This is a genomic window from Actinoplanes philippinensis (assembly GCF_900113015.1).
GTDB classification, from domain to species: Bacteria; Actinomycetota; Actinomycetes; order Mycobacteriales; family Micromonosporaceae; genus Actinoplanes; species Actinoplanes philippinensis.
This window is the reverse complement of sequence record NZ_FONV01000015.1, coordinates 130754-155840: the sequence shown is the minus strand read 5'-3', so window position 1 is coordinate 155840 and position 25087 is coordinate 130754. Positions and strand designations below refer to the sequence as shown.

Here is a 25087-nt window from a genome sequence, read left to right as displayed (position 1 = left end):
CCCCGTTCTGCCGCTGCCGCGGCGCCCGGCCGCGCTTCCGCGCCCAACGTACGCCGGAGACGCAACGTGTGTCCCCTGCCTGCGACCCGGAGAAGTCCCCTACGGGGCGCCTGGGGGCAGGAACGGCAGACCCGGCGTCGGGCCCTTCTCGATCAGCCGCCACAGGGCGCCGGTGTCCAGATGTTCCTCGACGAGATCACCGAGAACGTCCAGGGCACGCTCCCGGACCCGGGCATATCGGGTGTCGGCGGCGACCGTGAAACCGTGCCGCCCGGCCAGGCGGGCCGCCTCGGTGAGGAACCTGCGGCGGAACCCGTCCGACTCGAACGCGCCGTGCCAGTGCGTGCCGAAGACGTTTCCGGCGACGGCGCCCTCCGGACGGCCGTCGTCGTAGTGCAGCAGCGGCTCCGGGGAGCCCGCCGACACGTACCCATGATGGATCTCGTAGCCGTGCGCCGGCTCACCCAGACCGTGCCCGGATGAGCGGGCCAGCGTCTTACCGGCCGCGAAGGTGATCTCCACCGGCAGCAGGCCCAGCCCCGGGACCGTTCCGCGGCCGCTCTCCACGTCGTCGTGGATGCTCCCGGCCAGCATCTGGAAGCCGCCGCAGATGCCCAGCAGCGGCTTGCCCGCGGCGGCGTGCGCGCGGACCGCGTCGGCCAGGCCCGTCTCCCGCAGCCACGCGAGATCACTCACGGTGGCCTTCGAGCCGGGAATGACCACCAGGTCGGCGTCGGCGACCTCGGCCGGTTCCACCGTCAACTGCACCCGCACCCCCGGCTCGGCGGCCAGCGCCTCGGCGTCGGTGGCATTCGAGATCCGCGGCACCCGGATCACCGCGACGCGAAGCCAGGCGGTCCCGCGAGGCGGTCCCGGACGGCCCAGGACCCGGCCGTACGCGAGAGAGTCCTCCCCGTCGAGCCAGACATCGGAGTGGTACGGCAGAACGCCGTGCACCGGCCGGCCGGACGCCTTGGTGATCATGTCCAGTCCGGGGCGGAGAATCCCCAGATCACCCCGGAACTTGTTGATCACGAACGCGGAGACCAGCTCCTGATCCTCCCGGGACAGCAGGGCCAGCGTGCCGAAGAACGCGGCGAACACCCCGCCCCGGTCGATGTCACCGACCACCACCGTCGGCAGGCCGAACCGCCGGGCCAGGCCCATGTTGACGAAATCGCCGTCCCGCAGGTTGATCTCGGTGGGGCTGCCGGCGCCCTCGCAGATCACCACGTCGTAGTCGGCGCGAAGGTCCGCCAGAGCGGCGTGGGCGGTCTCGGCGAGCCTCGGGCGCAACGTGCGGTAGTTACCGGCCGTCACCGTGTCGACGGCCTCGCCCAGCAGGACCACCTGGCTCGAACGGTCGCTGCCCGGTTTCAGCAGGACCGGGTTGAAACGCAGGTCGGGGGCGACACCGCACGCGTCGGCCTGCATCGCCTGGGCCCGGCCGATCTCGCCGCCGCGGCCGTCGGCGGTCACGACGACCACCGAGTTGTTGGACATGTTCTGGGCCTTGAACGGGGCCACGCGGACGCCGCGGCGGTGCAGCCAGCGGCAGATGCCGGCGGTGAGGACGCTCTTGCCGGCGTCCGAGGTGGTGCCGGCGATCAGGAGGCCGCCGGTCATGAGCGGCCGCGCGGGCGGAATGGTGCTTTGAGTGTTCTCGGCGCTTTGGGTGCTCTCGGGGCTCTCGGCCCTTCGGGCCCCGCCCCGCCCCCGCCGCCTCCACCGGCTGTGATCGTGCCCCGTACCGCGGCGACGGCAGCCGTCAGCACGACGGCGACCGCCCCCACCGCTCCCGAGAGCCGCGCCGCCCGCCGCAGATGCGCAGCCGACGGCCGTGGCCCGTCACCCAGGAACGGCCGTGTCTCACTACGTCCGAAATAGACGTTCCGCCCGCCGAGCCGCACCCCCAGCGCCCCCGCCATCGCGGACTCGCACTGGCCCGCGTTGGGCGACGGATGGTCGTCCCGGTCGCGCCGCCACACCCGCAGTGTCTCCTTCGGTGTCCCGCCCACCACCGGCGAGACGGCCACGGTGATCAGCCCGGTGAGCCGGGACGGCCCGAGGTTGAGCAGGTCGTCGAGCCGGGCCGACGGTGTCCCGAACCGGGCGAACCGCGGCGACCGGTGCCCGACCATGGCGTCGAGCGTGTTCGCGGCCCGGTAGCCGAGGAGCCCGGCCGGGCCGAGGAGCGCGCCCCAGACGAGTGGCGCGACGACGGCGTCGGAGGTGTTCTCGGCGACGGATTCGACGGTGGCGCGGGCGAGTTCGGGTTCGTCGAGTGCGGACGGGTCGCGGCCGCACAGGTGGTTGAGCCGGCCTCGGGCGGCGGGCAGGTCGCCGGCGTCGAGATGGCGGGCCATGGTGCGGGCTTCGCGGCGCAGGGTGCGGCCGCCGAGCACGGTCCAGGTGGCGGCGGTGGTGACGGCGAACCGGGCGGCAGGGTGGTGGCGGGTGGCTCGTGCGGCGGCGAGTCCGGCCAGGACGGGCACGCCGACGGCGATGGTGGTGAACAGCGCTCCGGCCGTACGGGTGGGCCGGTGGAGGCGCCGTTCGAGGGCGGCGGCGGTGGTGCCGTAGCCGGCGACGGGGTGCAGGCGTCGTGGGTCGCCGAGCGCCGCGTCGAGCAGGTATCCGGCGATGAGGCCGGCCGCGTCGGGGGCCCAGCGTGGTGGCACGTCAGCGGCCGAACGGGGTGAGGTCGAACGCCCAGACGGCGAGGGCCGGCGGTTCGTTGCCGGTGTCGTCGGGGTACGGCACGGGTTCGAGCTCGCCCCAGACGATGGAGCCGGGGGCGCGGTCCTCGAGGAATTCGACGACGATGGCTCGCAGGTCGTCGGTGATCTGGTAGTCGGTGGTGAACGGCAGGTCGCTGGGTTTGCACGTGCGGGCGGAGCAGCGGAGCTGCCCGGCGACGGCGTCGTGCCAGACGTAGAAGGTGGCGGTGCCCCGATGGCCGAGGCCGGCCACCCGGTCTCGAAGGCTGGTGGCGGTCTCTTCGAACGCGGTGACGACCTCGTCCGCGGACAGGCCCATGCGCTCGTGCGGCGGGGCGCCGAACCAGTTGGTGTTGGCGTCCTCGGCCGGCTGGTCCTCCGGCGATAGCACCATCGTCTCGGTCGCGAGAGCGCGGATGTCCTTCAGCAGCACGGGTTCAGTCTGCCGGTTGGTGATGCGGGAAGCCCACCCGGGCCGCTCCGTCCGGTGGCTGTTTCAGAGGGTTTGATCGGCTGGTCCCGATGGGCGGGGGGCCTGATCGTCGAGTAAGGCCATGCTGTGTGCCCTTTCGGCTGTTGTGGTGCGCATCCCTCGTTCGGGGGACCGCGGCGGCCCGGCCGGTCGTCCCGCCACCCGGGCGGTGGTGGGGGACGTGATCCCGGTGCCGGCCGGGCCGCCGGGCGCCGCCGCGACCGGTCATCCGCAGGGATCCGGTGGCCGGTGGCGGCGGCTCGGGGAAAGGTCTCAGGCGGCGACGGGTTCGCGGCGGGTGGTGCGCCGGGTGCGGCGGGTGTCGGCGGGCGGGGCGGAGACGGGCACGGCGGGGCCGGGGGCGCCGGGTGCTTCGGGGGCGTCGCCGGCTTCGGCGGTCTCGTCGGTGATGCCGGCGACGACTTCGAGGAAGGTGGGGCCGTCGTCGTCGGGGGTGGGGTCGGGGAGGCCGTCGCCGAGGCCGACGGGGATCTCCTCGTCGTCGAGGGCGACGGTGGTTTCGCCGCGGATGACGGCGTCGGCGTCGGGGCTTTCGATGGTGCTGTTGGCGGCGGGTTTGTTGCGGTAGAAGCGGGAGCGGCCGCGGGCCAGGTCGTGGCCGATGGCGAAGGCCTCCATCTCGTAGGAGACGCGGTTGTTGTTGTCGTCGTCGACCCAGTCGCGGGTGTAGATGCGGCCGTAGACGACGATCGGGTCGCCGACGGCGATGGAGGACGCGACGCCTTCGGCGAGGCGGCGCCAGGCGGTGACGCGGACGCGCAGGCTGTTGCCGTCGGTCCAGCGGTTGGTCTCGCGGTCGAAGCGGCGGGCGGTGGACGCGATCCGGAAGTTGGCGACGAGGGTGTTGTCGGTGGTGGTGCGCCGCCATTCGGGGGCGGTGAGCACATTGCCGACGACGACCAGGTTGGTTTCGAACACGACGTTGGTTCCTCTCTGAGGGGCCGGTGGTGCGGTCGGGTTCGAGATTGCGTCACTGACGATGATCTTGCGGTGACCGGTTGTGGACGGCGGCGGATTGTGGATGACGGTCGTGAAGGATCACGGATCTGGTATGGCGCGACGGCCGGTACCCATGGGTAACCTGTCGGCGTGGAGACCGACGTCCTCGGATGGCCGTACGAGCGGCACACCATCGAGCTGGGCAGTGACGACGAGGGCCCCGTGGTGGCGACACTGGTGCGCCGCCGGGCGGAGACTCCCTCGCGGCGGGCCGTGCTACACGTTCACGGGTTCGTGGACTATTTCTTCCAGACCCACATGGCCGATTTCTTCGTCGAGCGGGGCTGGGATTTCTATGCGCTGGACCTGCGGAAGTACGGGCGGAGCCTGCTGCCGCATCAGACGCCGAACTTCGCGCGGAGCCTGACCGACTACTTCCCGGAGCTGGACGAGGCGGTCCGGGTCATCCGCGAGGACGACGGTCACGATCAGCTGCTGGTGACGGGTCACTCGACGGGCGGTCTGATCACGTCGTTGTGGGCTCATGCGCGCCGGGATCAGGGCAAGGTCGACGGCCTGTTCCTGAACAGCCCGTTCTTCGACTTCAACCTGCCGTGGCTGCTGCGTCGCCCGTTGATGTCGCTGGTGCTCGCGGTGAACGGCCGGTCGCCGTACAAGAAGATGCCTGTCGCTTCTCTGGGTTTGTACGGCAAGAGTCTGCACAGTGACCATCACGGGGAGTGGACCTACGACCTGGCGTGGAAGCCGATTCTCGGGTTCCCGGTGACGATGGGCTGGCTGGAGGCGATCCGCCGGGGGCAGCGCAAGCTGCGGTCGGGTCTGGCGATCGACGTGCCGGTGCTGGTGGCGTGTTCGACGCGGACGTTCCGGGGCCGGGACTGGCACGAGGATGTCCGGGTGACGGATTCGGTGCTGGATGTGGGGCACATCGTGCGCTGGGCGCCGGGGCTGGGTTCGCGGGTGACGATCGCCCAGTTCGACGGCGGCATGCACGATCTGACGCTTTCCGGCAAGGACGTACGCGCCGAGGTGTTCCGCGAGTTGGGACGCTGGGTGGACGGTTTTCTGCCGGCGCCGGGTGTGGTGGAGGCGGAGATTCCGCCCGCGCCGGAGGATCAACCGGGCATTGCCGCCGTTCTGGAGGAGGCGGAGGCCGCGGTGGAGCGGGCCGCCGCGGACGAGGCGGACGACAAGTCCGGCACGACCGCCTAGGATGTGCTGGCTAGGCCAGCGCTCGTAGCTCAGCGGATAGAGCAGTGGACTTCTAATCCACCGGTCGCAGGTTCGAATCCTGCCGGGCGCGCAACACTTCCTCGTTGATCGGGTGGCTTATCGTCACACCGTGATCATCTTTGGTCACGGTCGTGTGATTCTGCCTGATCAGGAGTTCTGATTTCGTTGTTCGTCTTCGGTCTTCTTCTCGCCGGTGTCGCGGTGTTCGCGCTGCTGGCCGTCATCTTCGGTAAGAGTGACAAGGTTCGCCGCCCGGCGTGGGCCACGTTCGCGGTGAGCCTGTTCCTGGCGGTGGCGTCGATCGTGACGGCGTCGATCACGGTGGTGCCGACGCGGAATGTCGGCATCGTCACGAGCTGGAACAAGCCGACCGGCCGGACCACGGGCGCGGGCCTGCAGTGGACGTTGCCGTGGCAGGGTATCGACGAGTGGGACGCGTCGGGTCAGACGTACGCCCATCTGGGTGACCAGTGTGTGTGGGTGACGATCGCGGCGCAGCGGCGGGCGTGCATCCCGGTGCAGATCGAGTGGTCGGCGCAGGCGGAGAAGGCGCCGGAGAACTGGGCGGCCTACCGGGAGGTGGGTGACAAGAGCCGGTTCGAGGTGTTCGTGGAGCGGCGGGTCAATCCACAGATCAACGGTGCGATGACGTCGATCTTCGCGTCGTTCGATCCGCTGGGGGCGGTGGATCCGACGAGTGGGGACGCGCCGGCGCCGGATCTGAACAAGACGTACAAGGACACGCTGATCACGGCGTTGAACGCGGAACTGGGCGACGAGATCGTGGTGAAGTCGGTGGCGTTCGAGTCGCCGCGTTACGACGAGCCGACGACGCAGGCGATCGCCGCGTACGGCCAGAAGATCCTGGAGGCCCGGAACCTGGAGATCGACAAGGCGAACGCGAAGACCAGGGCGGAGATCACCCGGACCGACGCGAGTGTCGACCAGGTGGCGCGGTGTCTGCAGATCGCGGAGAAGCTGGGCAAGGAGCCCGGTCTGTGCATGGGTGGGACGGTGTCCCTGACCCGCCCGGTCCAGGCGGGCTGAGCGGGTCAGGGATTCGGGCTCAGCGGACCTGGACGCGGACCGAGTCGAGGGCCGGGGTCTGGTTGGCGCGTTCCATCATCGGGATGCGGTGCGAGCCGTCACCGGCCCAGGCGGAGCACTGGAAGGTGCCTGCTTGGGCCAGTCCCGGCACCTGGATGGCGACGGTGTCGGGGGTGGCGCCGCCGCGGCTGTCCTCGGTGGCGACGAAGAAACCGGGCACCGGGTCGGGCGCGGGGGCCTGCTGCTGGCTGTCGAGGATCCGGCAGGCGGTGTGGAAGTGGCCGCGGACGAGCCCGTTCTTCAGGACGCTGGACTCGACGTAGTAGCCGCCCTGCCCGGCGGCGAGGAACCGGTCGCGGATCAGGTTGCGGGTGCTGACCTGGATCGTGAACGCCTGGTTCCGGTTGACCTGGCGGGGCGCGCTGGTGATCAGCAGGGTCGGGTTGTTGGCGGCGTTGCCCACTTCACCGAACTCGGTGGAGACGCACCGGTTGCCCTTCTGGAAGCCGTCGTGGGCTTCGAGGCGGCTGGTGTCGCAGCTGTCGGTGAGGATGCCGAGGTTGTTGCCGGGCTGGGCGGCGGCCGGGGTGGTGACGGCGGGCGCGCCGCCGTTCTGGTTCAGCGTGCAGACCGACAGGCGTTCGGCGTTGAGGTTGGGCCGGGGCGCGTTGCGGGAGATCGCGGTCTCGATCCGGTTGATCGCCGCGAACCGCTTGTCCTTCAGCGGGCCGAGGATCGCGTTCTGGATGAAGTTCGCGCCGCCCTGTCCCTGGGTGGCGGCGATGCGGTTGTTGGCCTCGTTGATCTGCTGGTCGATCTGCCGGAGGTTGCTGTCCACTTCGGCCTGCGCCTGCTGCGGGACGGCGACGGTGATGTAGACCTGCGGACAGTTGACGGTGGGCACGGCGGCTTGGGCGGCCGAGGCGATGCCGATCCCGGCGCCCGCCATGGTCACGGCGAGCCCGACGGTGATGACGAGTTTCCGGTGCATTGGCCTGCTGCTTTCCCGATCCCGATGGAACCCTACGGGCATCGATACGGGAACGCTCCCAGTTCGGATCAACGCGGTGAAAAAGATTTCGATCATGCCGCGCCGAGGGCTTCGGCCGGGGCGAGAGTCTTCCCCCTCGCCTATCGACCGTCCTCAGGGTCGTGGATCGCAGCGGGTGCCACACTCTGGCCGAAACCACCGCCCGGCCCAGCCAGCGATCACAGCCCAGCGCCCGCCGCACGCCGCACGCCGGCCGAGGCCACCGCCCGGCCCAGCCGGCGATCACCGCCCAGCGCCCGCCACACCCAGGTCAGGCCGCCGCAGCCGCTCCCGTCGTCGACGAGGCCGCGCTGCGCCGCGCCAGCCCCACCACGCCCCACCCCATGACCAGCGCCGCCACCGCCACCGTCACGAGCCCGCCCGTCCCGAAACGGACCCCCTCCCCGAACAGCACCACTCCGGCCACCGCCGCGACCAGCGGATTCGTGACGCTGACCGTGGCCAGCGGCGCGGCCAGCCCGGCACCCCGGTAGGACAGCTGGCCGAGCAGGTAACCGCACACCGCGAACGCCGCCACCAGCATTGCCGCAGACACCGACACAGCGCCCAGCCCGCCGGTCGTGAACGAGGTCAGCACCGCTTTGGACAGCACCGAGGAGATCCCGAACGCGGTCCCCGCCGCCGCGGCCAGCAGCACCGCCCGGCTTCGTGGCCCGGCCCGCCAGGCGCCCAGCGAGCCCACGAACACCACAGCGGCGGTGATCAGCCCGAGCCGGTGGGTGACCGGCCGGGTCAGCAGCTCCGGGGTGTCCGGCTCCACCGACAGCGACAGGATCAGCGCCAGCCCGGCGACCGTCGCCGCCGCGTCCCGCCAGGACGCCGCGCTGATCCTCGTCCGATACCGGACCACCTCGATGGGCAGCGCGAACAGCAGGGTGAGCGTGCCGAGCGCCTGCACCACGGCGACCGTGCCGAAGTTGAGCGCCACCACGTGCAGGCCCGCGCCGGCCCCGGTGAGCAGCAGCGCCGTCGCCCAGCGGGACCGGCCGCGGTGCCCGCTCCCGGCGAGCCGCTCCTGGGCCACCGCGGCGCCCGCGTAGGCGGCCACGGACAGCAGGGAGAGCAGCACGGCCCAGCCCAGCGATCCCACCGCGTCACCTCGAGACAGGTTCTCCACCGACGATACCGAGCCGGGAACGCCGCCGGCCGGCCGTCCCCTACCCCGAACCGGCGCCGTCAACCCGCGGACCGGCGCGTCCGGCGCGGGCCCGGGCGAGACGCGCCGCCTGCCGGTCGATCAGGCCGTGGGCGCGCCGCCGGCCCACCTCGCGCCGCTCCTGTGCCAGCCGCTCACGGCGGCGGGCCGCCCGCTCCACCCGCTCGTCGAGGATGCCCTGCCAGTCGTGTCCGGCGCCGCCGGCGAACGTCTCCGTCATGCCCCACATCCTCACCCCGGCGGGTGACCTCCCGGCCCGTTGTCCACAGCGGCCCGTTGTCCACAGGCGCCGGGAAATCCGGTTGGGCGTCACGGCCGGTTCCTGCCACGATCGCCGGCATGGTGGTGGCGAGTGGCGTGCGGATCGGCTGGGATGATCTGCCCGGCCCGGTCCGGCGGGAGATCGAGCAGATCATCGGCGGCGGGCCGGTGGTGGCGGCGGAGTCCCAGGCGGGAGGCTTCTCGCCGGGCACCGCCGACCGGGTCCGCACCGAGTCGGGCCGGCGGGCGTTCGTGAAGGCGGTCACGCCGGCTCTCAACGCGGATTCGGCGGCGATGGCCCGTGCCGAGCTGCGGATCAGCACGGCGATGCCGGTGGGCGCGCCGGTGCCCCGGGTGCTCGGCGGGTTCGACGACGGCGAGTGGGTGGTGCTGGTCCTGGAGGATGTGGCCGGCGCCCATCCGCGGACTCCCTGGGTCGAGGCGGAGATCCGCGGCGCCGCCGCCGCGCTGCGTGACCTGGCCGCCGCGCTCACGCCGGCGCCGATCTCCGGTCTGCCCTCCGCGGCCGACCGGCTGGGGCCGGCGTTCGGCGAGTGGCGGCAGGTGGCCGCCGACCCGCCGGCCGATCTCGACCCGTGGGCGGCGCGGCGGCTCGACGACCTGTGCGCGGCCGCCGATCGGGGCGTCGCCGCGCTCGCCGCGGGCGACACCGTCACGCACACCGATCTGCGGGCCGACAACATCCTGATCCGGCCGGACGGCCGGTTCGTCTTCATCGACTGGCCGTGGGGCTGCACCGGCCCGGCGTGGCTCGACGCGACGCTGCTGGCGATCAACGTGGTGGTGCACGGCGGTGATCCGGGTCCGCTGCTGGCCGGTGTCGACCGGGAGATCGTCGTCGGGGTCTTCGCGGGCGCCGCCGGCTACTTCCTGCACCGTGCCCGGCAGCCGGCCCCACCCGGTCTGCCGACGCTGCGGGAGTTCCAGCGTTTCCAGGGCGACGCCCTGGTGCCGTGGCTGCGGGAGGCTTTCGGCGACTGACCCGACGCCGTCGCGGCACCGCGAGTTTCTCCTGTTTGCGAGGGCGGCGGCGGATCCGGCCGCCATCACCGAAACGTGGCTGAACCACACCCGCCGCCGTCCCGTAACAGTTACGGGGTCGACCGGTAGATGGGACCTCCAGCACACCGCACCGGGCCCCGCACACCGGGGGACTAGGCTTGACGCCCGTGAACTGGGCTTCGGCGTGGCGGCCCGGGCGCCCAACCGAATCATGGAACGGAAGATGATGAGCGACCAGCCCAAGGTGCGAGTCCTGCTTCTGGAGAGCATTCACCCCGACGCGGTTTCCCGCCTCGAGGAGGACGGCTTCCAGGTCGAGTCCCTGCGCAACGCCCTCGACGAGGTCGAGCTGATCGAGCGCATCTCCGGAGTCAACCTGCTCGGCATCCGCTCCAAGACGCAGGTGACGGCGAAGGTGCTGGAGGCCGCCGACAAGCTCGTCGCCATCGGCGCGTTCTGCATCGGCACCGACCAGATCGATCTGGCGGCGGCGTCGGCGGGCGGGGTGGCGGTGTTCAACGCCCCGTTCTCCAACACCCGTTCGGTGGTGGAGCTGGCGATCGCCGAGATCATCGCGCTGACCCGGCGGCTCACCGAGAAGAACACGTTGATGCACGCCGGCGTGTGGGACAAGTCGGCCGACGGCGCCCACGAGATCCGCGGCCGCCGTCTCGGCATCGTCGGTTACGGCAACATCGGCACCCAGCTGTCGGTCCTCGCGGAGAATCTGGGCATGTCGGTGTCGTTCTACGACACCGCCGACAAGCTGGCGCTGAGCAACGCGCACCGCTGCGCCAGCCTGGACGAGTTGCTGGAGTCGAGTGACATCGTCACGCTGCACGTCGACGGCCGGCCCGGCAACGCCGGTTTCTTCGGCGCCGAGCAGTTCGCGAAGATGCGGGCCGGCAGCCTGTTCCTCAACCTGTCCCGCGGGATCGTCGTCGACCACCTGGCGCTGCGTGACGCGCTGAAGAGCGGCCACCTGGCCGGCGCCGCCGTCGACGTGTTCCCGGCGGAGCCGAAGGGCCGCGGCGACGAGTTCCTGTCCGAGCTGCGTGGCCTGCCGAACGTGATTCTCACCCCGCACATCGGCGGTTCGACCGAGGAGGCCCAGTCTGACATCGGCGGCTTCGTGGCGAACAAGCTGGCGAAATTCGTGACCGAGGGCAACACTTCGCTGAGTGTCAACCTGCCCGGCGTCACCCTGCCGGAGCTGCCCGGCATGCACCGCATCGTGCACATGCACAAGAACACGCCAGGTGTGCTGGCGCAGGTCAACCGGATCCTGGCCGAGCACAACGTCAACGTCGAGGGTCAGATGCTCTCCACCCGCGGGGAGTATGGCTACCTGATCACCGACATCGCCCGCGGCTACCCCGACGAGGTGCTGGACCAGCTGCGCGACATGGAGCAGACGGTCCGGCTGCGCGTGCTGAACTGATACGCGTCTGACGGCGACCGAGGCCACCTGACCGGGCAGGTCAGGTGGTCTCGACCGTCAGGAGGGTGACCGGCGCGAGCGCGTCGACGTCGTACCGGTTGCCGGTGGTCCAGTCCTTCGGGGTGAGTGTCGAGCCGGGGGCCACGTCGCGCAGGGTCCGTGCGCCGGCTGTCACCGTTCCGGCGCCGCCGCCGACCTTTATCCGGACGGGGCTGCCGGTGGGTGCCCGCAGGAGCAGCTCCTCCATCCCGCCGGTGATCTTCATGGGGACGGTGCCGGCCGCCTGGGCGAGGGTGACCTCGGCCCGCCGGGTGCCGCCGACGATCTCGATCCCGCGGACACGGCCGGCGCTCAGGTCGACGATCCGCTCGGCGGAGTATCCGGAGAAGCGGATGGTCCACCGCACCTTCGCGGCGAGCAGCACCTCCACCTCGCCGCCGGTTCCGGCGGAGTCGCGGGTCACGTCGACCCGCAGCCGGTCGTCGCGCATCTCCGCGCTGGGCCGGACTCCGGCGCCCTCGGGGGAGCTGATTCGGTACAGGTCGTCGCCGAGGTCGGCGATCCGCAGTTGCACCCGGTCGGTGGCGGCGAGCAGCTCGAAGGTGGCGATCGTCCGGTCTTCGAGGGGCCCGCTGGCGACCCGCTGGTCGCGGCCCCCGCCGAGCACGGCGGCGATCTGGTTGTCGTCGCCGGTGTAGTAGATGACGCCGGTGAGCACGACGACCGCCAGGGCCACCACGCCGAGGATCGCCATGCCGGCCGTGACGAGCCGGGACTGCCGGCGCGGCGGGCCGGAAGCGGGCGGTGCGGAGACCGGCCCGTGGGAGAGCGTGGACGGCGCGGACGTCGCCGGCAGGGTGCCGGTCCAGGCGGCCGGTTCGTCGCGCCGCTCCCAGCCGTCGGACGGCCACGGCGCGTTGCCGGCGGCCGGTGGCGCCGGTGAGGTGACGGGGCCGGCGTCGAACGATTCCGGCCACGGCGCGGTGGAGGCCGCCGGTAATCCGGGGCCGGCCGGCTCCGGGTCGCCCCATGACGGCCCGTCGGCGCCGTTGCCGGACGTGCGGGCGATGGGCAGGTCGTCGGAGCGAGAAGCGGACGACGATTCCGGGTACGGGGAGACGGCCGCCGAGTCCCGGCCGGAACGTCCCCGGCGAGGCAGATCACCGGAGCCCACCACCGCCGGCTCCTCGGCCACACTCCGGAACCCCCCGGTGTCGTCGGACACCCGCCGCAGCCCACCCGTGTCGTCGGAGACCCGCCGCAGACCACCCGTGTCGTCGAGCCCGCGTCCCCGCCCGGCCCGTGCCCCGCCGATCGGCCCGTCGCTGAACCCGAACGAGACCCGCCCCGGCCCCGCCGGTGACGCCGGCCCGAACTCGGGTGCGGGCGTGTCGTCCCCGAAAGCCGAGGACGACGACGAGGAGGACGAGGACGACGGCACCGCCGGCGAGCCCGGAGCGGCTACCGGCGACGAGATCGACCCTGACTCGGATGGTTTCGGATCGCCGAACCAGCCGAGGGGTTTCTCGTTCCCCTCGGGTTCGGGCTCCCGAGCCGGCCGTCGCCGAAGTGGCAAGGCCGAGTTGTCCTCCCCCGGCCCTCCGGCCGGAGCGGTACGGTCCACGATTCCTCCCTGCGCAGCGCACCCACGATGTCCCCCGTAGGAAGTACGTAAGGAACCGCTCTTCCGGATGAGTGACCGGAAGGTTTACCGCGGGTCAGGTCGAACGAGTCCGCGCCGGGTGGCGATGGCGACCGCCTCGAGCTGGCTGTGGGCGCCGAGTTTGGCGAGCACCGCCTTCTGGTATCCGCGGCAGGTGTGCACGCTGATGCCAAGCCGGCGGGCCACGGCGCGGGCGTCGAGACCGGCCGCCATCAGCTGCAACACCTCGTCCTCGCGCTGGGTGAGGCCGCCGGCGGTGAGGCCGTTGCCGCGCTGTCCGGCGACCGCCGGGGTGGTGCTGCGCAGCAGCCGGGCGAGGATGTCGGTGGAGACCGTCATGCTGCCGCGGTGGGCGGTGCGCAGCGCATTGAGGACGTCACCGAGCGCGCCGTTCTTGGAGAGGAACCCGGCGGCGCCGGCGGTGGTGGCCCGCCGGACGAGCGTCTGGTCCTCGCTGGCAGTGAGGATCACCACACGTGAGGCGGGCTGTCGTACCCGAATGAGTTCGGCGATGGCGATGCCGTCGGCATCGGACAGTTCCGGGTCCATCACGATCACGTCGGGCAGCAGCTCGGCCGCGAGGCGTAGCGCCTCCGCGCCGGTCCGCGCGTGCCCGACCCATTGGAGGTCGGCCTGACCTGCAAGAGCGTGTCCCAGAAGCTCGGCGAAGGTCTGGTGACCGTCGACGACGAGCACAGTGATCGTGTCGCCGCTGTCCATACGTCACCTTCCTCGATGTGCCCCCGACGGGCTCCGCGCAGTCTAAGGATTACCCGACGGACTGCCTTCCCTACCAACAGGCTGCCCACCCGTACGCCCGACGCCCGGATGCCTCCGAGCGGATCCGATGATGAGTCGTTCGGTCAACTCGACCCCCTCGCTTTGGGGCTTGCCGCCGGTACGGCTGAAACAGCAGAGTTCTGGATCATGCACGACATCCAGCTCTTCGGTGTTCTCGAGGTCCGTACCCGTGGCATCCGCCTGTCCGGGGAAGACTTCGGTGGCGCCCGGCCGCGTCATCTCCTCGCCCTGCTGGCGTTGCGGGGTGAGTGGTCGCTTGTGGAGCTGGCCGACACGCTGGGTGTCTCCGCGACGACGCTCAACGATGATCTGGGGATTCTGCGGGACCGGCTGGAGCCCGGGGTCGGCCATCGTGATTCGGTGATCACGTCGCATCAGGGCCGGGTGGGTCTGGCCCGGGAGCGGGTGCACATCGACACCGTCACGTTCGACCAGCTGGTGGCGATGGCCGCGGAGCGCCCGCCGGCCCGTGCCGCCCGGCCGCTGGCGGCGGCCGCCTTCCTGGCGTCGCGCCCGCTGCTGGAGGACGAGGACGCGGTGTGGGCCGCCGAGGCCCGTGCGGAGTACCGGGCGAAGCTGATCACCGCGAGCGAGCCGCAGCCGATCGGCTGAGGCCGCCACAATCATGGGGTGCTGCCCACCACCCTGTCGCCAGTGCCGCTGGCTCCGGAGCTGTCCCTGTATCTCGTCACCGAGCCGGTCGGCCTCTTCGACCTGACCGGCGGTGAGTTCCACAGCGACCGGCCGCCGCCGTTCTGGGCGTTCGCCTGGGCGGGCGGTCAGGCGCTGGCACGTTTTCTGCTGGATCACCCGTCCGAGGTGTCGGGTCGCCGTGTTCTGGATGTGGCGACCGGCTCCGGGGTGGCCGCGATAGCCGCCGCCCATGCCGGGGCGTCCGCGGTGGCGTGTTCCGACATCGATCCGGCCGCGGTCGAGGCCGCGCACCGCAACGCGTCCGCGAACGGCCTCTCCCTGGTGGGCCATCTCGACGATCCCGAGGTGCTGCTGGCCGGGGATGTCTTCTACAGCCCGGTGGTCGCCCCGAAGATGGTGGCCCGGCTGCGCGCTGCCCGGAAGAGGGGCGCCGAGGTGCTGGTCGGTGATCCGGGCCGTGGTTTCTTCCCGGAGCGTCTCTTCGATCTGGTGACCGAGTACGTCGTGCCGGTCCCGCGGACCCTCGAGGACACCGAGACGCTCACCACCGGCATATGGCGGATGCGTTCATCAAGCAACTAGTTGTAGGCTACACGCATATCTCGATCCGGAGGAACGACGCCCGTGCACGAACAGCAATCCACCCGGCTGGCCGACGAAATCACGCGGTTGGTCCGGATGGGCGCGCGATTCCGGGGCATGCTCAAGACCGGAGATCTCGGCGCCGAGTTCTCCGCTCTGATGCTGCTGCCACCGTTGCGCGCGACGGGCCCCATGCGGGTCACCGACCTGGCCGAGGTCAAAGGGGCCGATCCGTCGACGGTCAGCCGTCAGGCCGCCCAGCTGGTGAAGGCGGGCCTGGCCCGCCGCGAGGCGGATCCGTCGGACGGCCGGGCCTCGCGCCTGGCCATCACCGACAGCGGGGTGGCCGCGTGCGAGCAGGTGCGACAGGCCCGGGTGGCGATGCTCACCCAGGTCCTGGCCGACTGGCCCGCCGACCGCGTCGCCGCCTTCACGGATCTTTTCGAAGAGTTCAACAACGCGGTCGAGGCGCACCTGCGCACCGACCCGGCATCACCCCCACGGGAGACTGCGTGAGCCACCCAGCCCCACCGGCGCCCGCGCCGGTGGAATTCACCCACCGCCAGATCCTGACGATCCTCGGCGGCCTGATGATGGGCATGTTCCTCGCGGCGCTGGATCAGACGATCATGGCCACCGCGACCCGGACCATCGCCGACGACCTGCAGGGCTTCGACCTGCAGGCCTGGGCCACCACGGCCTTCCTGATCACCTCGACGATCTCCACCCCGCTGTACGGCAAGTTGTCCGACATCTACGGCCGCCGCCCGTTCTTCCTGCTGGCGATCGGCATCTTCATCGTCGGCTCGTTCCTCTGCGGCCTCTCCGAGAACATGTGGCAGCTGGCCGCCTTCCGGGCCATCCAGGGCCTCGGCGCCGGCGGCCTGATGTCGCTGGCGCTGGCGATCATCGGCGACATCGTCCCGCCCCGCGAGCGCGCCAAGTACCAGGGCTTCTTCCTGGCCGTCTTCGGCACCGCGAGTGTTCTCGGCCCGATCCTGGGCGGCTTCTTCGCCGGCGCCGACACGCTCCTCGGCACCGACGGCTGGCGCTGGGTGTTCTACCTCAACGTGCCGATCGGCCTGGCCGCGATGGCCGTGGTCGCCAGGGTCCTGCACCTGCCGCACCACCGGGTCGACCACCGCATCGACTGGCCGGGCGCGCTCACCCTGATCCTCGCTCTGGTGCCGCTGCTGACCGTCGCCGAGCAGGGCCGCGAGTGGGGCTGGGGCTCCGGCCGCTCGATCGCCTGCTACGTGATCGGCGGGATCGGCCTGATCGGCTTCGTGCTGGCCGAGCGCGCCTACAAGGACGAGGCGCTGCTGCCGCTGGCCCTGCTCGGCAAGCGCACCGTCGCGGTCGGCGTCACCGCCAGCACCATCCTGGGCATGGCCATGTTCGGCGGCCTGATGACCGTCCCGCTGTACCTGCAGATCGTGAAGGGCTCCTCGGCGACCCTGGCCGGCCTGCAGATGATCCCGTTCGTCGTCGGCATCATGACCGGCTCGATCATCTCCGGCCAGCTGATCTCCCGGACCGGCCGCTACCGGATCTTCCCGATCGTCGGCAGCGTCTTCATGGTCATCTCGCTGTACCTGTTCTCGCTGGTCGGCGCGGACACCCCGCTCTGGCGGACCATGCTGGTCATGGTGCTGATGGGCCTCGGCCTGGGCAGCAACATGCAGCCGATGATCACCGCCGTGCAAAATGCGGTGTCGCCCCGCGAGATCGGCACGGCGACCGGCGCGGTCACGTTCTTCCGGTCGATGGGCGGCACCCTCGGCACCGCGGTCTTCCTGTCGGTGCTGTTCAACGTGCTGCCCGGCAACATCGAGAAGGCGTACACCGCGGCACAGCCGACCGCTGAGTTCCAGCAGGCGATCGCGGCCGACCCGTCACAGGCCGAGACCTTGAAGGTCGCGATGAGCGGCGCCGGCCTCAGCGACACGTCGTTCCTGAGCAGGCTGGCCGACCCGATCTCGCACCCGTTCAAGGTCGGCTTCGCCGACAGCGTGCACGTGGTCTACCTGATCGCGTTCTTCGTGATGATCCTCGGCCTGATCGTGGTCTTCTTCCTGCCCGAGATCCCGCTCTCGCAACGCTCGGCCCAGCAGGCCAGGGCCGAGGAGGCGGCGGTCAAGGAGGGCAGCGAGGCTCCCGCTTAGATCATTTCGCGGGGGTACGGGCGAAGCGCACCGTCCGTGCCCCCGGTGTCGTCGCGTCCCCTTCCCAGGAACGCGCAGTAGCGTGACCGCATGGCTGTTGTGAAGATCAACGCGATTGAGGTCCCCGAGGGCGCCGGTCCCGAGCTGGAGAAGCGGTTCGCGGCCCGGCACGGCGCCGTGGAGAGCTCACCCGGTTTCCTCGGCTTCGAGCTGCTGCGCCCGGTCGCCGGCGACACCCGCTACTTCGTCTACACGCGCTGGGAGTCCGAGGAGGATTTTCAGAACTGGGCGAACGGCGGCGCCAAGGAGGCCCACGCCGGTGAGCGGGCCAAGCCCGTGGCCTCCGGCGCCAGCCTCCTGGAGTTCGAGGTCGTCCAGTCGGTGCAGAAAGCCGGTTGACGCCGCCGAGGGTGTGTTCCCGTGACGGGGACACACCCTCGGTCGTCTCCGGAGCCGTGCGGCCGTCTCAGGAGCTGTTACGGGCGGCTGCGGCCACCAGGCGGGTGGCGACGGTCCCCCGGTCCAGGCCGAGCCGCTGGGCGCTCTCCTGGAGGATCGCGTAGGCCTCCTGGACCCCGCAGCCCCGCTGGGCGATGATCACGCCGACCGCCCGGTCGACCTCGGCGCCCTCGGTCAGCGCCTCACGCCGGTGCAGCTCCCCCAGCAGCACCTCGGCCTGGCCGGCCAGAGCCATCGCGGTCACCAGGACCTCCGGGTCCACCTCGCCGGCCCGGTCGGGGTAGATGCTGACCGCCCCGACCGCGGTGCGCCGCACGTCCAGCGGGATCGCGGCGACCGCCCGCAGCCCGTCGGCCCGGGCGGCGCCGGCCAGTTCCGGCCACCGCTCGTCGGCGGGCAGGTCGCCGGCGGTCACCACCGAGCGGGTGCGGGCCGCCTCCATCGCGGGGCCGGTGCTCCCGGCGTACTGCAACCGGTCGAACGTCTCACCGGCCGGCCCGGACGCGGCCGCCGTGAGGGGCCCGCCCTCGCCGATCAGGGTGACCGAGCAGCGGACGACGCCCGGCAGGGTGGCCGTCGCGAAAGCGGCGAGCCGGTCGAGAGCCTGGTGGAGGGAGTCCGCGGTGAGCAGGCGGACGGTCACCTCGTGGAGCAGCCCGGCGAGCTCCACCGGGTGCGGGCCGGGGACGGCAGCGGCGGGAGCCGTGTGCCGGGCGCCCCGGCGCGGTGAGCTGAGCGATGACGTGCCGTTTTCGGGGGTGCGCCGGGCCAGCCGGGCGCCACGCTGCGCGGCCGGGACACGACGTTTCGGGGCAGACACCCGACGGATATTGCCACGTCTATCCGGAATCGCGCACGCTCAGGTGCCTCGATCGGGGAGTGTTGCGGCATTAAACCGTCTCGTCCGATCTGCGGCGCCGGAGAGGCCGGAAAGAATTTTGCGCCGCCCCCCGGTTGCCCGGGAGGCGGCGCGAACGCCGGTGTGCAGGTCGCCTCGCGGCGAGTGGCTCAACACGGCTCCAGCCGAACGGTAGTCCGTGCAGGCGTTGGGTGAGGCCCGGGGACACTGGGCACACCGGCATCCGTTCACAACCGTCGGCACCGCCCGGTGATTCCATGAGCAGCTGTGACCTGGATTACACCCCCGGGTTTGACGGGAACGCCTGCGGGTAGACCACCCGCCGTGACCGACGACATCCGTGAGCTGGACTCCTTCCTGGACGCCGCCTACGACGCCCAGGAGCGCCTGACCAGCGGAGACCTGCAGCGCCGGGCGATCGCCGCGGATCTTCCGGCAGCCGCGCTGACCCGCATCGACGCCCTGCCCGAGGGCGAGTACGCGCAGGACGAGGCGGCCGAGGCGTTGCGGGCCCTGCGCCCCTGACCGCCCGCGTCAGACCCGCTCCGCCTTCTCCTTGGCGATCGAGTACCCCATCTGCAGGAAGTCGGAGACGGCCGTGGCGGTCAGCGCGGTGGCGGCCAGCCGGGTCAGCCGGGGCGCCAGCACCAGCCCGCCGGTGAGCCCGGTCGACACCCAGACGGCCAGGCAGAACGGGCAGGTGATCAGCTCGCCGATGCCGTGCCGGACGCTGCTGCCACCGTCCCGGACCTCCTCGTTGAGTTCCGCCGCCCCGGCCGGCTCGGCGTACCGGGTGAACGGGGCGCGCAGCGGGCTGGTGACCGCGTCCTTGGCGACCAGCCGGCTCAGCTTGTGGGTGGCGATCGACAGCAGCGCCACGTCGGCCATCGACGGGCGCTCCGGCAGCGGGCGCCCGCTGAGCCGCACCGCCGCGGCGAGCGCGCCGGCCATCGCCCCGAACGCGCCGATCGCGGCCAGGTAGCCGTCGAGCGGCCGGTGCTCGTGCGGCGCGTACGCCCGGGCCAGCCGCGACAGGACGGTCATCAGAAGTCCCGGGTGAGCCGGTCCGGGTCGACCTCACGGCCCGGGAAGCGCGCCATGTACTCGGTCTCCAGCTCGGCGGTCCGCTTGAAGTGGTTCTCCAGCGCCGCGTCGGGGCCGTGCCGCAGGGCGTCGAGACGGGTCCGGTAGAGGCTCGACAACTCCCGGAAGAGGTCGTCGTCGGCCAGCCCGGCCGGGTCGATGCCGGTGTCGAAGATCACCGCGGCGCCCTCGTCGTTCCGCGCGTTCATCGTCGTCCGCCTCCCGCTGGTGTCGGCTTCCCTCGCCTGCACGGGTTGCCCGGGGAGGCACCCGCCAAACCCGCCGGTAGTCTCGGGGGTATGAAAGGGCTGTGGTCTCCGGCGTGGGTGGCCCGTCATCTCCTGGCGCTCGTGCTGGCCGTCGGGTGCCTGGTCCTGGGCTGGTGGCAGTACAGTCGTGCGGCCGACGGCAACGCGATCAGCTGGGGCTACATGTTCCAGTGGCCGGTGTTCGGTGGCTTCGTCGTCTTCATCTGGTGGCGTGAGGTCCAGCTGGCCCGCCGCAAGGCCGCGGGTGAGCCGGTGACCGCCCCCGAGCCGCCCGCCCCGCCGGCGCCCGCCGGCCGCGGCGCGCCGGTCACGCTGGGCCGCCCGGTCCGGGTCGCGGTCGGGCAGGCCACCGGCGATGCCCCCGATCCGGAGCTCGACGCCTACAACGACTATCTGGCCTGGCTCGCCGCCCATCCCGGTGCGCGCCCGTCCGACTACCCCGGCCGCATCACCACATAAGTCAAGGAGTCACCCGCCGTGCAGGGAGCCCTCACCCGTTACCGGATCATCGCCTGGATCGTCGGCGTGTGCCTGCTCGCCCTCACCGTCGGCATGGTGCTGAAATACGGCCCGGCCGACGACCCGACGGTGGTCGAGACGGTGGGCCAGTTGCACGGTTTCCTCTACATGTTCTATCTGGCCGCGACCTTCGACCTGTCCCGGCGCGTGCCGTGGCCGTTCAAGCGGATGCTGCTGGTCATGCTGGCCGGCACGATTCCGTTCCTGTCGTTCTGGGCCGAGCGCCACGTGAGCCGGCACTGGGTTCCCGAGGCCGCCCCGGCACTGGTCGAATAGTCCGTTCGCCGCTTCGGGATAACGCTCAGCGGCGACCGAATAACAGCCCGTTATCGGGACTATTCTCGCAAGTCCGGCCATTGGTGAAAATCACTCGGCCAGGCCTTGATTTCTTTTCTTCCGTCGATAGGTTAATGCGGTTGGTCCGGTCCGCAGCCACAAACCCTCGGGTGGCGCCGGCCAACGCCGCCGAATGACACGCGGCGATCCGGCGTCCACCCCCAGGACCGCCGGCCGCCGCAACCGGACCGGATACACACGCGGACAGGGTCTCTCTTCCAGCCCGACGGTCCCGCCGACCCGGTAGGCGGCCAAGCGGAAGAAAGGCCCCTGACCAGTGCCACACCCCCGTACCCGGTTCCGGGCGCTCGTGGTCGCGCTGACGGCGTTCGCGATCACGACGTCGGGAGCGACGGCAGCCCATGCGGCGCCGTCCGCGAGTGAGATCAAGAAGAAGATCGACGCCGCCTCGGAGAAGCTCGAGGACGTCACCGAGCAGTACAACAAGCTTCGCCTCGACGCGAAGGCCACCAAGGCCGAGGCGGCGAAGCTGGAGTCCTCCCTCAAACCGGCCCAGGCGGCGCTCGCCGAGGCCACCGCCAAGGTGCAGACCATCGCCACCACCACCTACATGCAGGGCCGGACCGGCGCGATGACGGTCCTGGTGAGCGGCGACTCGGCGACCCTGCTGGAGCGGCTCGCGGTGCTCGACCAGATCACCCGGTCCAACCAGCAGGACATCGACACCTTCACCCAGACCACGGCCACCTTCGCCGACCGCAAGGCCGCGCTCAAGGTGACCCAGGACAAACAGGCCGCTCAGGCGACCGAGCTGATCAACCGCAAGAAGAAGATCGAGAACGACCTGGAGAAGCTGTACGACATGCGCGAGGCCGCCTACGGCAGCGCGACCGAGGACAGCGGCTCGTACACCGGCGAGATCCCGGACATCCCGGGCTCGGCCGGCAAGGCGGTCACCTTCGCGTTCAACCAGATCGGCAAGCCGTACGGCTACGGCGACGCCGGTCCGGGCTCGTACGACTGCTCGGGTCTGACGATGGCGGCGTGGGCGGCGGCGGGCAAGTCGTTGCCGCACAACGCCGCCGCACAGTACAGCGCCACCGCACGGATCAGCCGAAGTGATCTGCAACCGGGCGACCTGGTGTTCTATCGGAGCAACGCCCATGTGGCGATCTACGTCGGAGGCGGGAAGATCATCGATGCTCCCACCGCCGGCCGGGACGTGCTCCATCGAACGATCGACATCATGACCCCGAACGGCTACGGCCGGGTCAAGTAGCGGCCGGCTCCCCGGGCTGTCCCGACGTCGTCGGGACAGCCCGAAGCACCAGCCGGACCCGGCCAGGACACGAAAAGGCCGGCGCCCCCGCTCGGGACGCCGGCCTTGATCGTTTCAGTGAGGCGCCGGTCAGGCGGCCTGCAGACCCTCGGCCCGGGCCAGCTCACGCAGCCGGCCGAGCGCCTGGATCTCCAGCTGGCGGATCCGCTCCCGGCTCAGCGAGAAGCGCGACGCCACCTCGGTCAGCGAGTGCTCCCGGCCGTCCTCCAGGCCGTAACGTGCCCGCATGATGCCGGCCGACCGGTCGTCCAGGTGGTTCAGCAGGCCCTCGATGCGCTGCCGCTCGAGCGCGTTGAGGACGATCTCCTCGGGGCTCGGGGCGTCGCTGTCGGCGACCAGGTCACCGAGGTTGGTGTCGCCGTCGTCGCCGACCGGGGTGTCCAGCGAGACGGTGTCCTGCGCCCAGCGGGTGAGCTCGTTGACCCGCTCGACGGTGACGCCCAGCGCGGCCGCGATCTGCTCGGGCTCCGGGTCGGCGCCCAGCTCGCGAACCAGCTGCCGGGTCACGTTGCGCATCCGGTTGACGTCCTCGACCAGGTGGACGGGGAGCCGGACGGTGCGCTCCTGCTGGGCGATGGCCCGGCTGATCGCCTGGCGCACCCACCAGGTGGCATAGGTGGAGAACTTGTAGCCGCGCTCGTAGTCGAACTTCTCGACCGCGCGGACCAGGCCGGTGTTGCCCTCCTGGATGAGGTCCAGCATCGGCATGCCGGACCGGACGTAGCGGCGTGCGATGGAGACGACCAGCCGAAGGTTGGCCCGGATGAACAGGTCCTTCGCGCGCTGGCCCTCGGTGACGAGGCGCTCCAGCTCCTCCCGGCTGACGCCGCGGCGCTCCTCGCCCGTCTCGAGCAGGTGCTCGGCGTAGAGGCCCGCCTCGATTGCCTTCGAGAGTTCGACCTCCCGTGCGGCGTCCAACAACGGCGTCCGGGAGATCTCGTGCAGGTAGACTCCGACGAGGTCGCGCTCTTCGGCGACCTGGTCGGTACGCATCACGGTGTTCTTCTCCACGTTGCCCACGGTCCCCTCATTGCCGTCACTAACCCTGTTACGGGCATTACCTGCGTCCATCAGCCCTCTCCCGTAACGTCCGCAGCTCGTGCATTGCGGTTGCTGACACATCTACACAACAAATTGCTGGCCGCACTGATTCCGGCTGGTGGATCGAAAGTGTCACGAATGTCTGGGTGCTTCCTGAGAGCCCAGTGCGCGGAAGCTGAATACGGCATCTTCGCGATCGTCGTGCAGACGATCGGATACCCTCTGCGCGCTTCATAACACCATCGGCCTCTCATCGTCACAGCGACGGGCATCACCCTGGGCTACGCGATGCTCGTCACCCCGGAGTACGGGTTTCGCGCTCCTGGGGTTCATGTGCAGCATCGGCCGGGCTCCCACGAGCCTGAAACAAACGCCCTCGCGAAAGATCCCGGGTCCGGAGGCCGAACGGGACCATCGGTCACAATGCGCCACGCCAGGCCACAGTTCACTCGCCCGCACGGGTGACGCCGGGCGAGCACGGAACATTCCCAGGTGGCGGCCAGGTTCAGCGGTGAAGTGAGGAACAGCACACTCACCACGGTGTGACAAGCTGCCCCCATGATCTCGACGCGTACGGCTCTGGTGACCGGCGGCAACGGCGGGCTCGGCACCGCCACGATCAGTGCACTCCTGGCCGCGGGATGGCGGGTGGTGGCCCCGGTGCGATCCGGGACGGCCGGCCGGCTGCCGGCCGGAGCCGTCGCCGTGGAGGCGGACCTCACCGTCGAGGCGGACGTGCGGGCCGCCGCCGCCACCGCCGCGAGCGACCCGGAGGCGCCGCTGCGGGCCGTCGTCAACCTGGTCGGCGGGTATGCGGGCGCCGACCTGATCGCGGACACCCCGGTCGCCGACTTCGAGGCGATGCTCACGATCAACCTGCGGCCCACTTACCTCACCACGGCGGCGGCTCTGCCGTACCTCATCGGGGCCGGCGGCGGGTCGGTGGTCTGCGTCTCGTCCCGCGCCGCGGTGTCGCCGTTCCCCGGCGCGGCCGGCTACGTGACCGCCAAGGCCGCGGTGCTGGCCTTCGCCGCCGCGGTCGACGTCGAATACCGCAAGCAGAACGTGCGCTGCAACACCGTCCTGCCCAGCGTCATCGACACCCCCGCCAACCGGGCCGCCATGCCGGACGCCGACCACAGCCGCTGGGTGGCCCCGGCCGCCATCGCCGACACCATCGTCTTCCTGGCGTCCGACGCGTCCGCCCCGACCAGCGGAGCACGGATCCCGGTGTACGGCCAGGCCTGACCGCGCGCTCAGCCCTGACCCAGCTCCGCCAGGATCGCCTTGGTGACCTGCTCGGGAGTGCCGTTCGCGTCGATCACCACGAACGAGGGGTACTCCCGCAGCGACCGGTAGGCGCCGTCCGCGGTCCGCAGATACTCCATCGTCTCGGTGTCGTAGCCACGGCGCTCGATCCGGTCCTGGGCCACCTCCGGGTCGACGGCCAGGAAGAACGTCACGTCCGGCCGCGGGAACAGGCGGTAGGCCAGCCGGGCGGCACGCACCGCCCACGGGCGGGCGCCGTGCGCGGTGAGGCTCGCGTACTGGCACACCGCATACCGGTCCATCACCGCGATCTCCCGGCGCACCGCCCGCCGCAGCAGGGTCCGGGCGATCGCGAGCCAGCGCAGCACCGACTCGACGACGAGCGTGCCCCGGCGGCCGAACAGGTCCTCGGCGTCGGCCCGGCCGGTCATCACCGCGATCCGGCCGAACCAGTGGCGGCCGCCGGCGTTCTGCCGATACGCCGCCGGGTGCCCGGCCGCGGCCAGCTCGGCGGCGACGACACGGGCCTGGGTGGTCTTACCGGAGCCGTCGATGCCGACCAGGGCGATGGTGCGCGGCATCCGGCGGGAGCCGCCGGAGGGGGCGGAGGCCGGGCCGGACTGCGCGAGGAGAGCCATACCAACCGACGGTAGCGCCCGCCGGCACCTTCCGTTCCGCACCGGCGGGCGCGAAAGGTCCTCC

Annotated in this window: 28 protein-coding genes and 1 tRNA gene; 15 read left to right on the top strand and 14 right to left on the bottom strand. The window is 71.2% G+C overall.

All coding sequences use genetic code 11. The features are described 5' to 3' along the window. Nucleotides 1-99 precede the first annotated feature (99 nt). The 4 genes from BM290_RS35800 to BM290_RS35785 all read right to left on the bottom strand — a co-directional run bounded on the left by BM290_RS35800 (nucleotide 100) and on the right by BM290_RS35785 (nucleotide 4131). The gene (locus tag BM290_RS35800) at nucleotides 100-1626 is read right to left on the bottom strand and encodes a cobyric acid synthase (RefSeq protein ID WP_093620376.1); all 1527 of its coding nucleotides are present in this window, start codon (nucleotides 1624-1626) and stop codon (nucleotides 100-102) included. After that, entirely contained in the window at nucleotides 1623-2681 is a 1059-nt protein-coding gene (locus BM290_RS35795; protein ID WP_093620375.1) for a cobalamin biosynthesis protein, read from the bottom strand. Before BM290_RS35795 ends, BM290_RS35800 begins: the two co-directional genes overlap by 4 nt. A gap of 1 nt (nucleotide 2682) precedes the next feature. Continuing rightward, entirely contained in the window at nucleotides 2683-3153 is a 471-nt protein-coding gene (locus BM290_RS35790) for a hypothetical protein (protein WP_239143953.1), read from the bottom strand. A gap of 312 nt (nucleotides 3154-3465) precedes the next feature. Beyond that, a complete protein-coding gene (locus BM290_RS35785; RefSeq protein WP_093620374.1) occupies nucleotides 3466-4131 on the bottom strand; it encodes a single-stranded DNA-binding protein in 666 nt (221 codons plus the stop codon). Nucleotides 4132-4302: 171 nt separating this feature from the next. Here BM290_RS35785 and BM290_RS35780 point away from each other — a divergent pair, with 171 nt between their 5' ends. From BM290_RS35780 to BM290_RS35770, 3 genes are all read left to right on the top strand, one after another. Then, nucleotides 4303-5385 carry an alpha/beta hydrolase gene (locus BM290_RS35780; RefSeq protein WP_093620373.1) on the top strand — a complete coding sequence of 361 codons (1083 nt, stop codon included), beginning with the start codon at nucleotides 4303-4305 and terminating at the stop codon, nucleotides 5383-5385. A gap of 18 nt (nucleotides 5386-5403) precedes the next feature. Beyond that, nucleotides 5404-5476, top strand: a tRNA-Arg gene (locus BM290_RS35775). A 95-nt stretch (nucleotides 5477-5571) separates the two neighbouring features. Then, nucleotides 5572-6453, top strand: a complete 882-nt coding sequence (locus tag BM290_RS35770; RefSeq protein WP_093620372.1) for an SPFH domain-containing protein — start codon at nucleotides 5572-5574, stop codon at nucleotides 6451-6453. A gap of 19 nt (nucleotides 6454-6472) precedes the next feature. On the opposite strand, the gene BM290_RS50255 is transcribed toward BM290_RS35770, so the two are convergent. From BM290_RS50255 to BM290_RS35750, 3 genes are all read right to left on the bottom strand, one after another. Further along, complete coding sequence (locus BM290_RS50255; RefSeq protein ID WP_239143952.1) at nucleotides 6473-7444, bottom strand: hypothetical protein; 972 nt, start codon at nucleotides 7442-7444, stop codon at nucleotides 6473-6475. A gap of 310 nt (nucleotides 7445-7754) precedes the next feature. Next, nucleotides 7755-8594, bottom strand: a complete 840-nt coding sequence (locus BM290_RS35755; RefSeq protein WP_177320030.1) for a DMT family transporter — start codon at nucleotides 8592-8594, stop codon at nucleotides 7755-7757. Between the two features lie 67 nt (nucleotides 8595-8661). Then, a complete protein-coding gene (locus BM290_RS35750; RefSeq protein ID WP_093620371.1) occupies nucleotides 8662-8880 on the bottom strand; it encodes a hypothetical protein in 219 nt (72 codons plus the stop codon). Between the two features lie 119 nt (nucleotides 8881-8999). Here BM290_RS35750 and BM290_RS35745 point away from each other — a divergent pair, with 119 nt between their 5' ends. After that, nucleotides 9000-9923 carry a phosphotransferase gene (locus tag BM290_RS35745; protein ID WP_093620370.1) on the top strand — a complete coding sequence of 308 codons (924 nt, stop codon included), beginning with the start codon at nucleotides 9000-9002 and terminating at the stop codon, nucleotides 9921-9923. Nucleotides 9924-10167: 244 nt separating this feature from the next. Continuing rightward, a complete protein-coding gene (serA, locus tag BM290_RS35740; protein ID WP_093620444.1) occupies nucleotides 10168-11385 on the top strand; it encodes a phosphoglycerate dehydrogenase in 1218 nt (405 codons plus the stop codon). 40 nt (nucleotides 11386-11425) lie between these two features. On the opposite strand, the gene BM290_RS35735 is transcribed toward serA, so the two are convergent. Next, nucleotides 11426-12826, bottom strand: coding sequence for a hypothetical protein (locus tag BM290_RS35735; protein ID WP_093620369.1), 1401 nt, complete (start codon nucleotides 12824-12826; stop codon nucleotides 11426-11428). A gap of 267 nt (nucleotides 12827-13093) precedes the next feature. After that, the gene (locus BM290_RS35730) at nucleotides 13094-13768 is read right to left on the bottom strand and encodes a response regulator (RefSeq protein ID WP_093620368.1); all 675 of its coding nucleotides are present in this window, start codon (nucleotides 13766-13768) and stop codon (nucleotides 13094-13096) included. Between the two features lie 207 nt (nucleotides 13769-13975). Here BM290_RS35730 and BM290_RS35725 point away from each other — a divergent pair, with 207 nt between their 5' ends. From BM290_RS35725 to BM290_RS35705, 5 genes are all read left to right on the top strand, one after another. After that, nucleotides 13976-14461 carry an HTH domain-containing protein gene (locus BM290_RS35725; RefSeq protein ID WP_093620367.1) on the top strand — a complete coding sequence of 162 codons (486 nt, stop codon included), beginning with the start codon at nucleotides 13976-13978 and terminating at the stop codon, nucleotides 14459-14461. Nucleotides 14462-14479: 18 nt separating this feature from the next. Continuing rightward, a complete protein-coding gene (locus tag BM290_RS50845; RefSeq protein ID WP_093620366.1) occupies nucleotides 14480-15085 on the top strand; it encodes a class I SAM-dependent methyltransferase in 606 nt (201 codons plus the stop codon). Between the two features lie 96 nt (nucleotides 15086-15181). Beyond that, on the top strand, nucleotides 15182-15601 hold the full coding sequence (locus BM290_RS35715; RefSeq protein WP_093620443.1) for a MarR family winged helix-turn-helix transcriptional regulator: 420 nt from the start codon (nucleotides 15182-15184) through the stop codon (nucleotides 15599-15601). After that, a complete protein-coding gene (locus BM290_RS35710; protein WP_093620365.1) occupies nucleotides 15598-17250 on the top strand; it encodes an MDR family MFS transporter in 1653 nt (550 codons plus the stop codon). The genes BM290_RS35715 and BM290_RS35710 overlap by 4 nt, the downstream gene beginning before the upstream one ends. A 90-nt stretch (nucleotides 17251-17340) precedes the next feature. After that, nucleotides 17341-17649 carry an antibiotic biosynthesis monooxygenase family protein gene (locus BM290_RS35705; protein ID WP_093620364.1) on the top strand — a complete coding sequence of 103 codons (309 nt, stop codon included), beginning with the start codon at nucleotides 17341-17343 and terminating at the stop codon, nucleotides 17647-17649. A 67-nt stretch (nucleotides 17650-17716) separates the two neighbouring features. Here the strand turns inward: BM290_RS35705 and BM290_RS35700 are convergent, their stop codons facing one another. Next, nucleotides 17717-18529, bottom strand: a complete 813-nt coding sequence (locus BM290_RS35700) for a GAF and ANTAR domain-containing protein (RefSeq protein ID WP_093620363.1) — start codon at nucleotides 18527-18529, stop codon at nucleotides 17717-17719. Nucleotides 18530-18892: 363 nt separating this feature from the next. On the opposite strand from BM290_RS35700, the gene BM290_RS35695 reads away from it, so the two are divergent. Next, the gene (locus tag BM290_RS35695) at nucleotides 18893-19093 is read left to right on the top strand and encodes a hypothetical protein (RefSeq protein ID WP_239143951.1); all 201 of its coding nucleotides are present in this window, start codon (nucleotides 18893-18895) and stop codon (nucleotides 19091-19093) included. Between the two features lie 9 nt (nucleotides 19094-19102). Here the strand turns inward: BM290_RS35695 and BM290_RS35690 are convergent, their stop codons facing one another. Further along, nucleotides 19103-19612, bottom strand: coding sequence for a DUF1360 domain-containing protein (locus BM290_RS35690; protein WP_093620362.1), 510 nt, complete (start codon nucleotides 19610-19612; stop codon nucleotides 19103-19105). Next, the gene (locus BM290_RS35685) at nucleotides 19612-19860 is read right to left on the bottom strand and encodes a DUF6158 family protein (protein ID WP_093620361.1); all 249 of its coding nucleotides are present in this window, start codon (nucleotides 19858-19860) and stop codon (nucleotides 19612-19614) included. Before BM290_RS35685 ends, BM290_RS35690 begins: the two co-directional genes overlap by 1 nt. Nucleotides 19861-19950: 90 nt before the next feature. On the opposite strand from BM290_RS35685, the gene BM290_RS35680 reads away from it, so the two are divergent. The 3 genes from BM290_RS35680 (at nucleotide 19951) to BM290_RS35670 (ending at nucleotide 22015) form a co-directional block, all read left to right on the top strand. Continuing rightward, a complete protein-coding gene (locus BM290_RS35680) occupies nucleotides 19951-20379 on the top strand; it encodes a hypothetical protein (RefSeq protein WP_093620360.1) in 429 nt (142 codons plus the stop codon). Between the two features lie 18 nt (nucleotides 20380-20397). After that, nucleotides 20398-20715: a DUF3817 domain-containing protein gene (locus tag BM290_RS35675; protein WP_093620359.1), complete on the top strand. Its 318-nt coding sequence runs from the start codon at nucleotides 20398-20400 to the stop codon at nucleotides 20713-20715. A gap of 337 nt (nucleotides 20716-21052) precedes the next feature. Next, nucleotides 21053-22015 (top strand): C40 family peptidase, encoded by a 963-nt coding sequence (locus BM290_RS35670; RefSeq protein WP_239143950.1) that lies wholly within the window; start codon nucleotides 21053-21055, stop codon nucleotides 22013-22015. 129 nt (nucleotides 22016-22144) lie between these two features. Here the strand turns inward: BM290_RS35670 and BM290_RS35665 are convergent, their stop codons facing one another. Continuing rightward, complete coding sequence (locus BM290_RS35665) at nucleotides 22145-23146, bottom strand: sigma-70 family RNA polymerase sigma factor (RefSeq protein ID WP_093620358.1); 1002 nt, start codon at nucleotides 23144-23146, stop codon at nucleotides 22145-22147. A gap of 531 nt (nucleotides 23147-23677) precedes the next feature. Here BM290_RS35665 and BM290_RS35660 point away from each other — a divergent pair. Then, nucleotides 23678-24364, top strand: coding sequence for an SDR family NAD(P)-dependent oxidoreductase (locus BM290_RS35660; protein WP_093620440.1), 687 nt, complete (start codon nucleotides 23678-23680; stop codon nucleotides 24362-24364). An 8-nt stretch (nucleotides 24365-24372) separates the two neighbouring features. Here BM290_RS35660 and BM290_RS35655 read toward each other — a convergent pair whose 3' ends face one another. After that, nucleotides 24373-24966: a dTMP kinase gene (locus tag BM290_RS35655; protein ID WP_093620439.1), complete on the bottom strand. Its 594-nt coding sequence runs from the start codon at nucleotides 24964-24966 to the stop codon at nucleotides 24373-24375. Between the last annotated feature and the right edge of the window lie 121 nt (nucleotides 24967-25087).

Coding starts and splice junctions, on each gene's coding strand:
- BM290_RS35800 (WP_093620376.1), bottom strand. CDS start 1,626: ATGACCGGCGGCCTCCTGATCGCCGGCACCACCTCGGACGCCGGCAAG.
- BM290_RS50255 (WP_239143952.1), bottom strand. CDS start 7,444: ATGCACCGGAAACTCGTCATCACCGTCGGGCTCGCCGTGACCATGGCG.
- BM290_RS35750 (WP_093620371.1), bottom strand. CDS start 8,880: ATGACGGAGACGTTCGCCGGCGGCGCCGGACACGACTGGCAGGGCATC.
- BM290_RS35745 (WP_093620370.1), top strand. CDS start 9,000: ATGGTGGTGGCGAGTGGCGTGCGGATCGGCTGGGATGATCTGCCCGGC.
- serA (WP_093620444.1), top strand. CDS start 10,168: ATGATGAGCGACCAGCCCAAGGTGCGAGTCCTGCTTCTGGAGAGCATT.
- BM290_RS35730 (WP_093620368.1), bottom strand. CDS start 13,768: ATGGACAGCGGCGACACGATCACTGTGCTCGTCGTCGACGGTCACCAG.
- BM290_RS35725 (WP_093620367.1), top strand. CDS start 13,976: ATGCACGACATCCAGCTCTTCGGTGTTCTCGAGGTCCGTACCCGTGGC.
- BM290_RS35715 (WP_093620443.1), top strand. CDS start 15,182: ATGGGCGCGCGATTCCGGGGCATGCTCAAGACCGGAGATCTCGGCGCC.
- BM290_RS35705 (WP_093620364.1), top strand. CDS start 17,341: ATGGCTGTTGTGAAGATCAACGCGATTGAGGTCCCCGAGGGCGCCGGT.
- BM290_RS35690 (WP_093620362.1), bottom strand. CDS start 19,612: ATGACCGTCCTGTCGCGGCTGGCCCGGGCGTACGCGCCGCACGAGCAC.
- BM290_RS35685 (WP_093620361.1), bottom strand. CDS start 19,860: ATGAACGCGCGGAACGACGAGGGCGCCGCGGTGATCTTCGACACCGGC.
- BM290_RS35680 (WP_093620360.1), top strand. CDS start 19,951: ATGAAAGGGCTGTGGTCTCCGGCGTGGGTGGCCCGTCATCTCCTGGCG.
- BM290_RS35665 (WP_093620358.1), bottom strand. CDS start 23,146: ATGGACGCAGGTAATGCCCGTAACAGGGTTAGTGACGGCAATGAGGGG.
- BM290_RS35655 (WP_093620439.1), bottom strand. CDS start 24,966: ATGCCGCGCACCATCGCCCTGGTCGGCATCGACGGCTCCGGTAAGACC.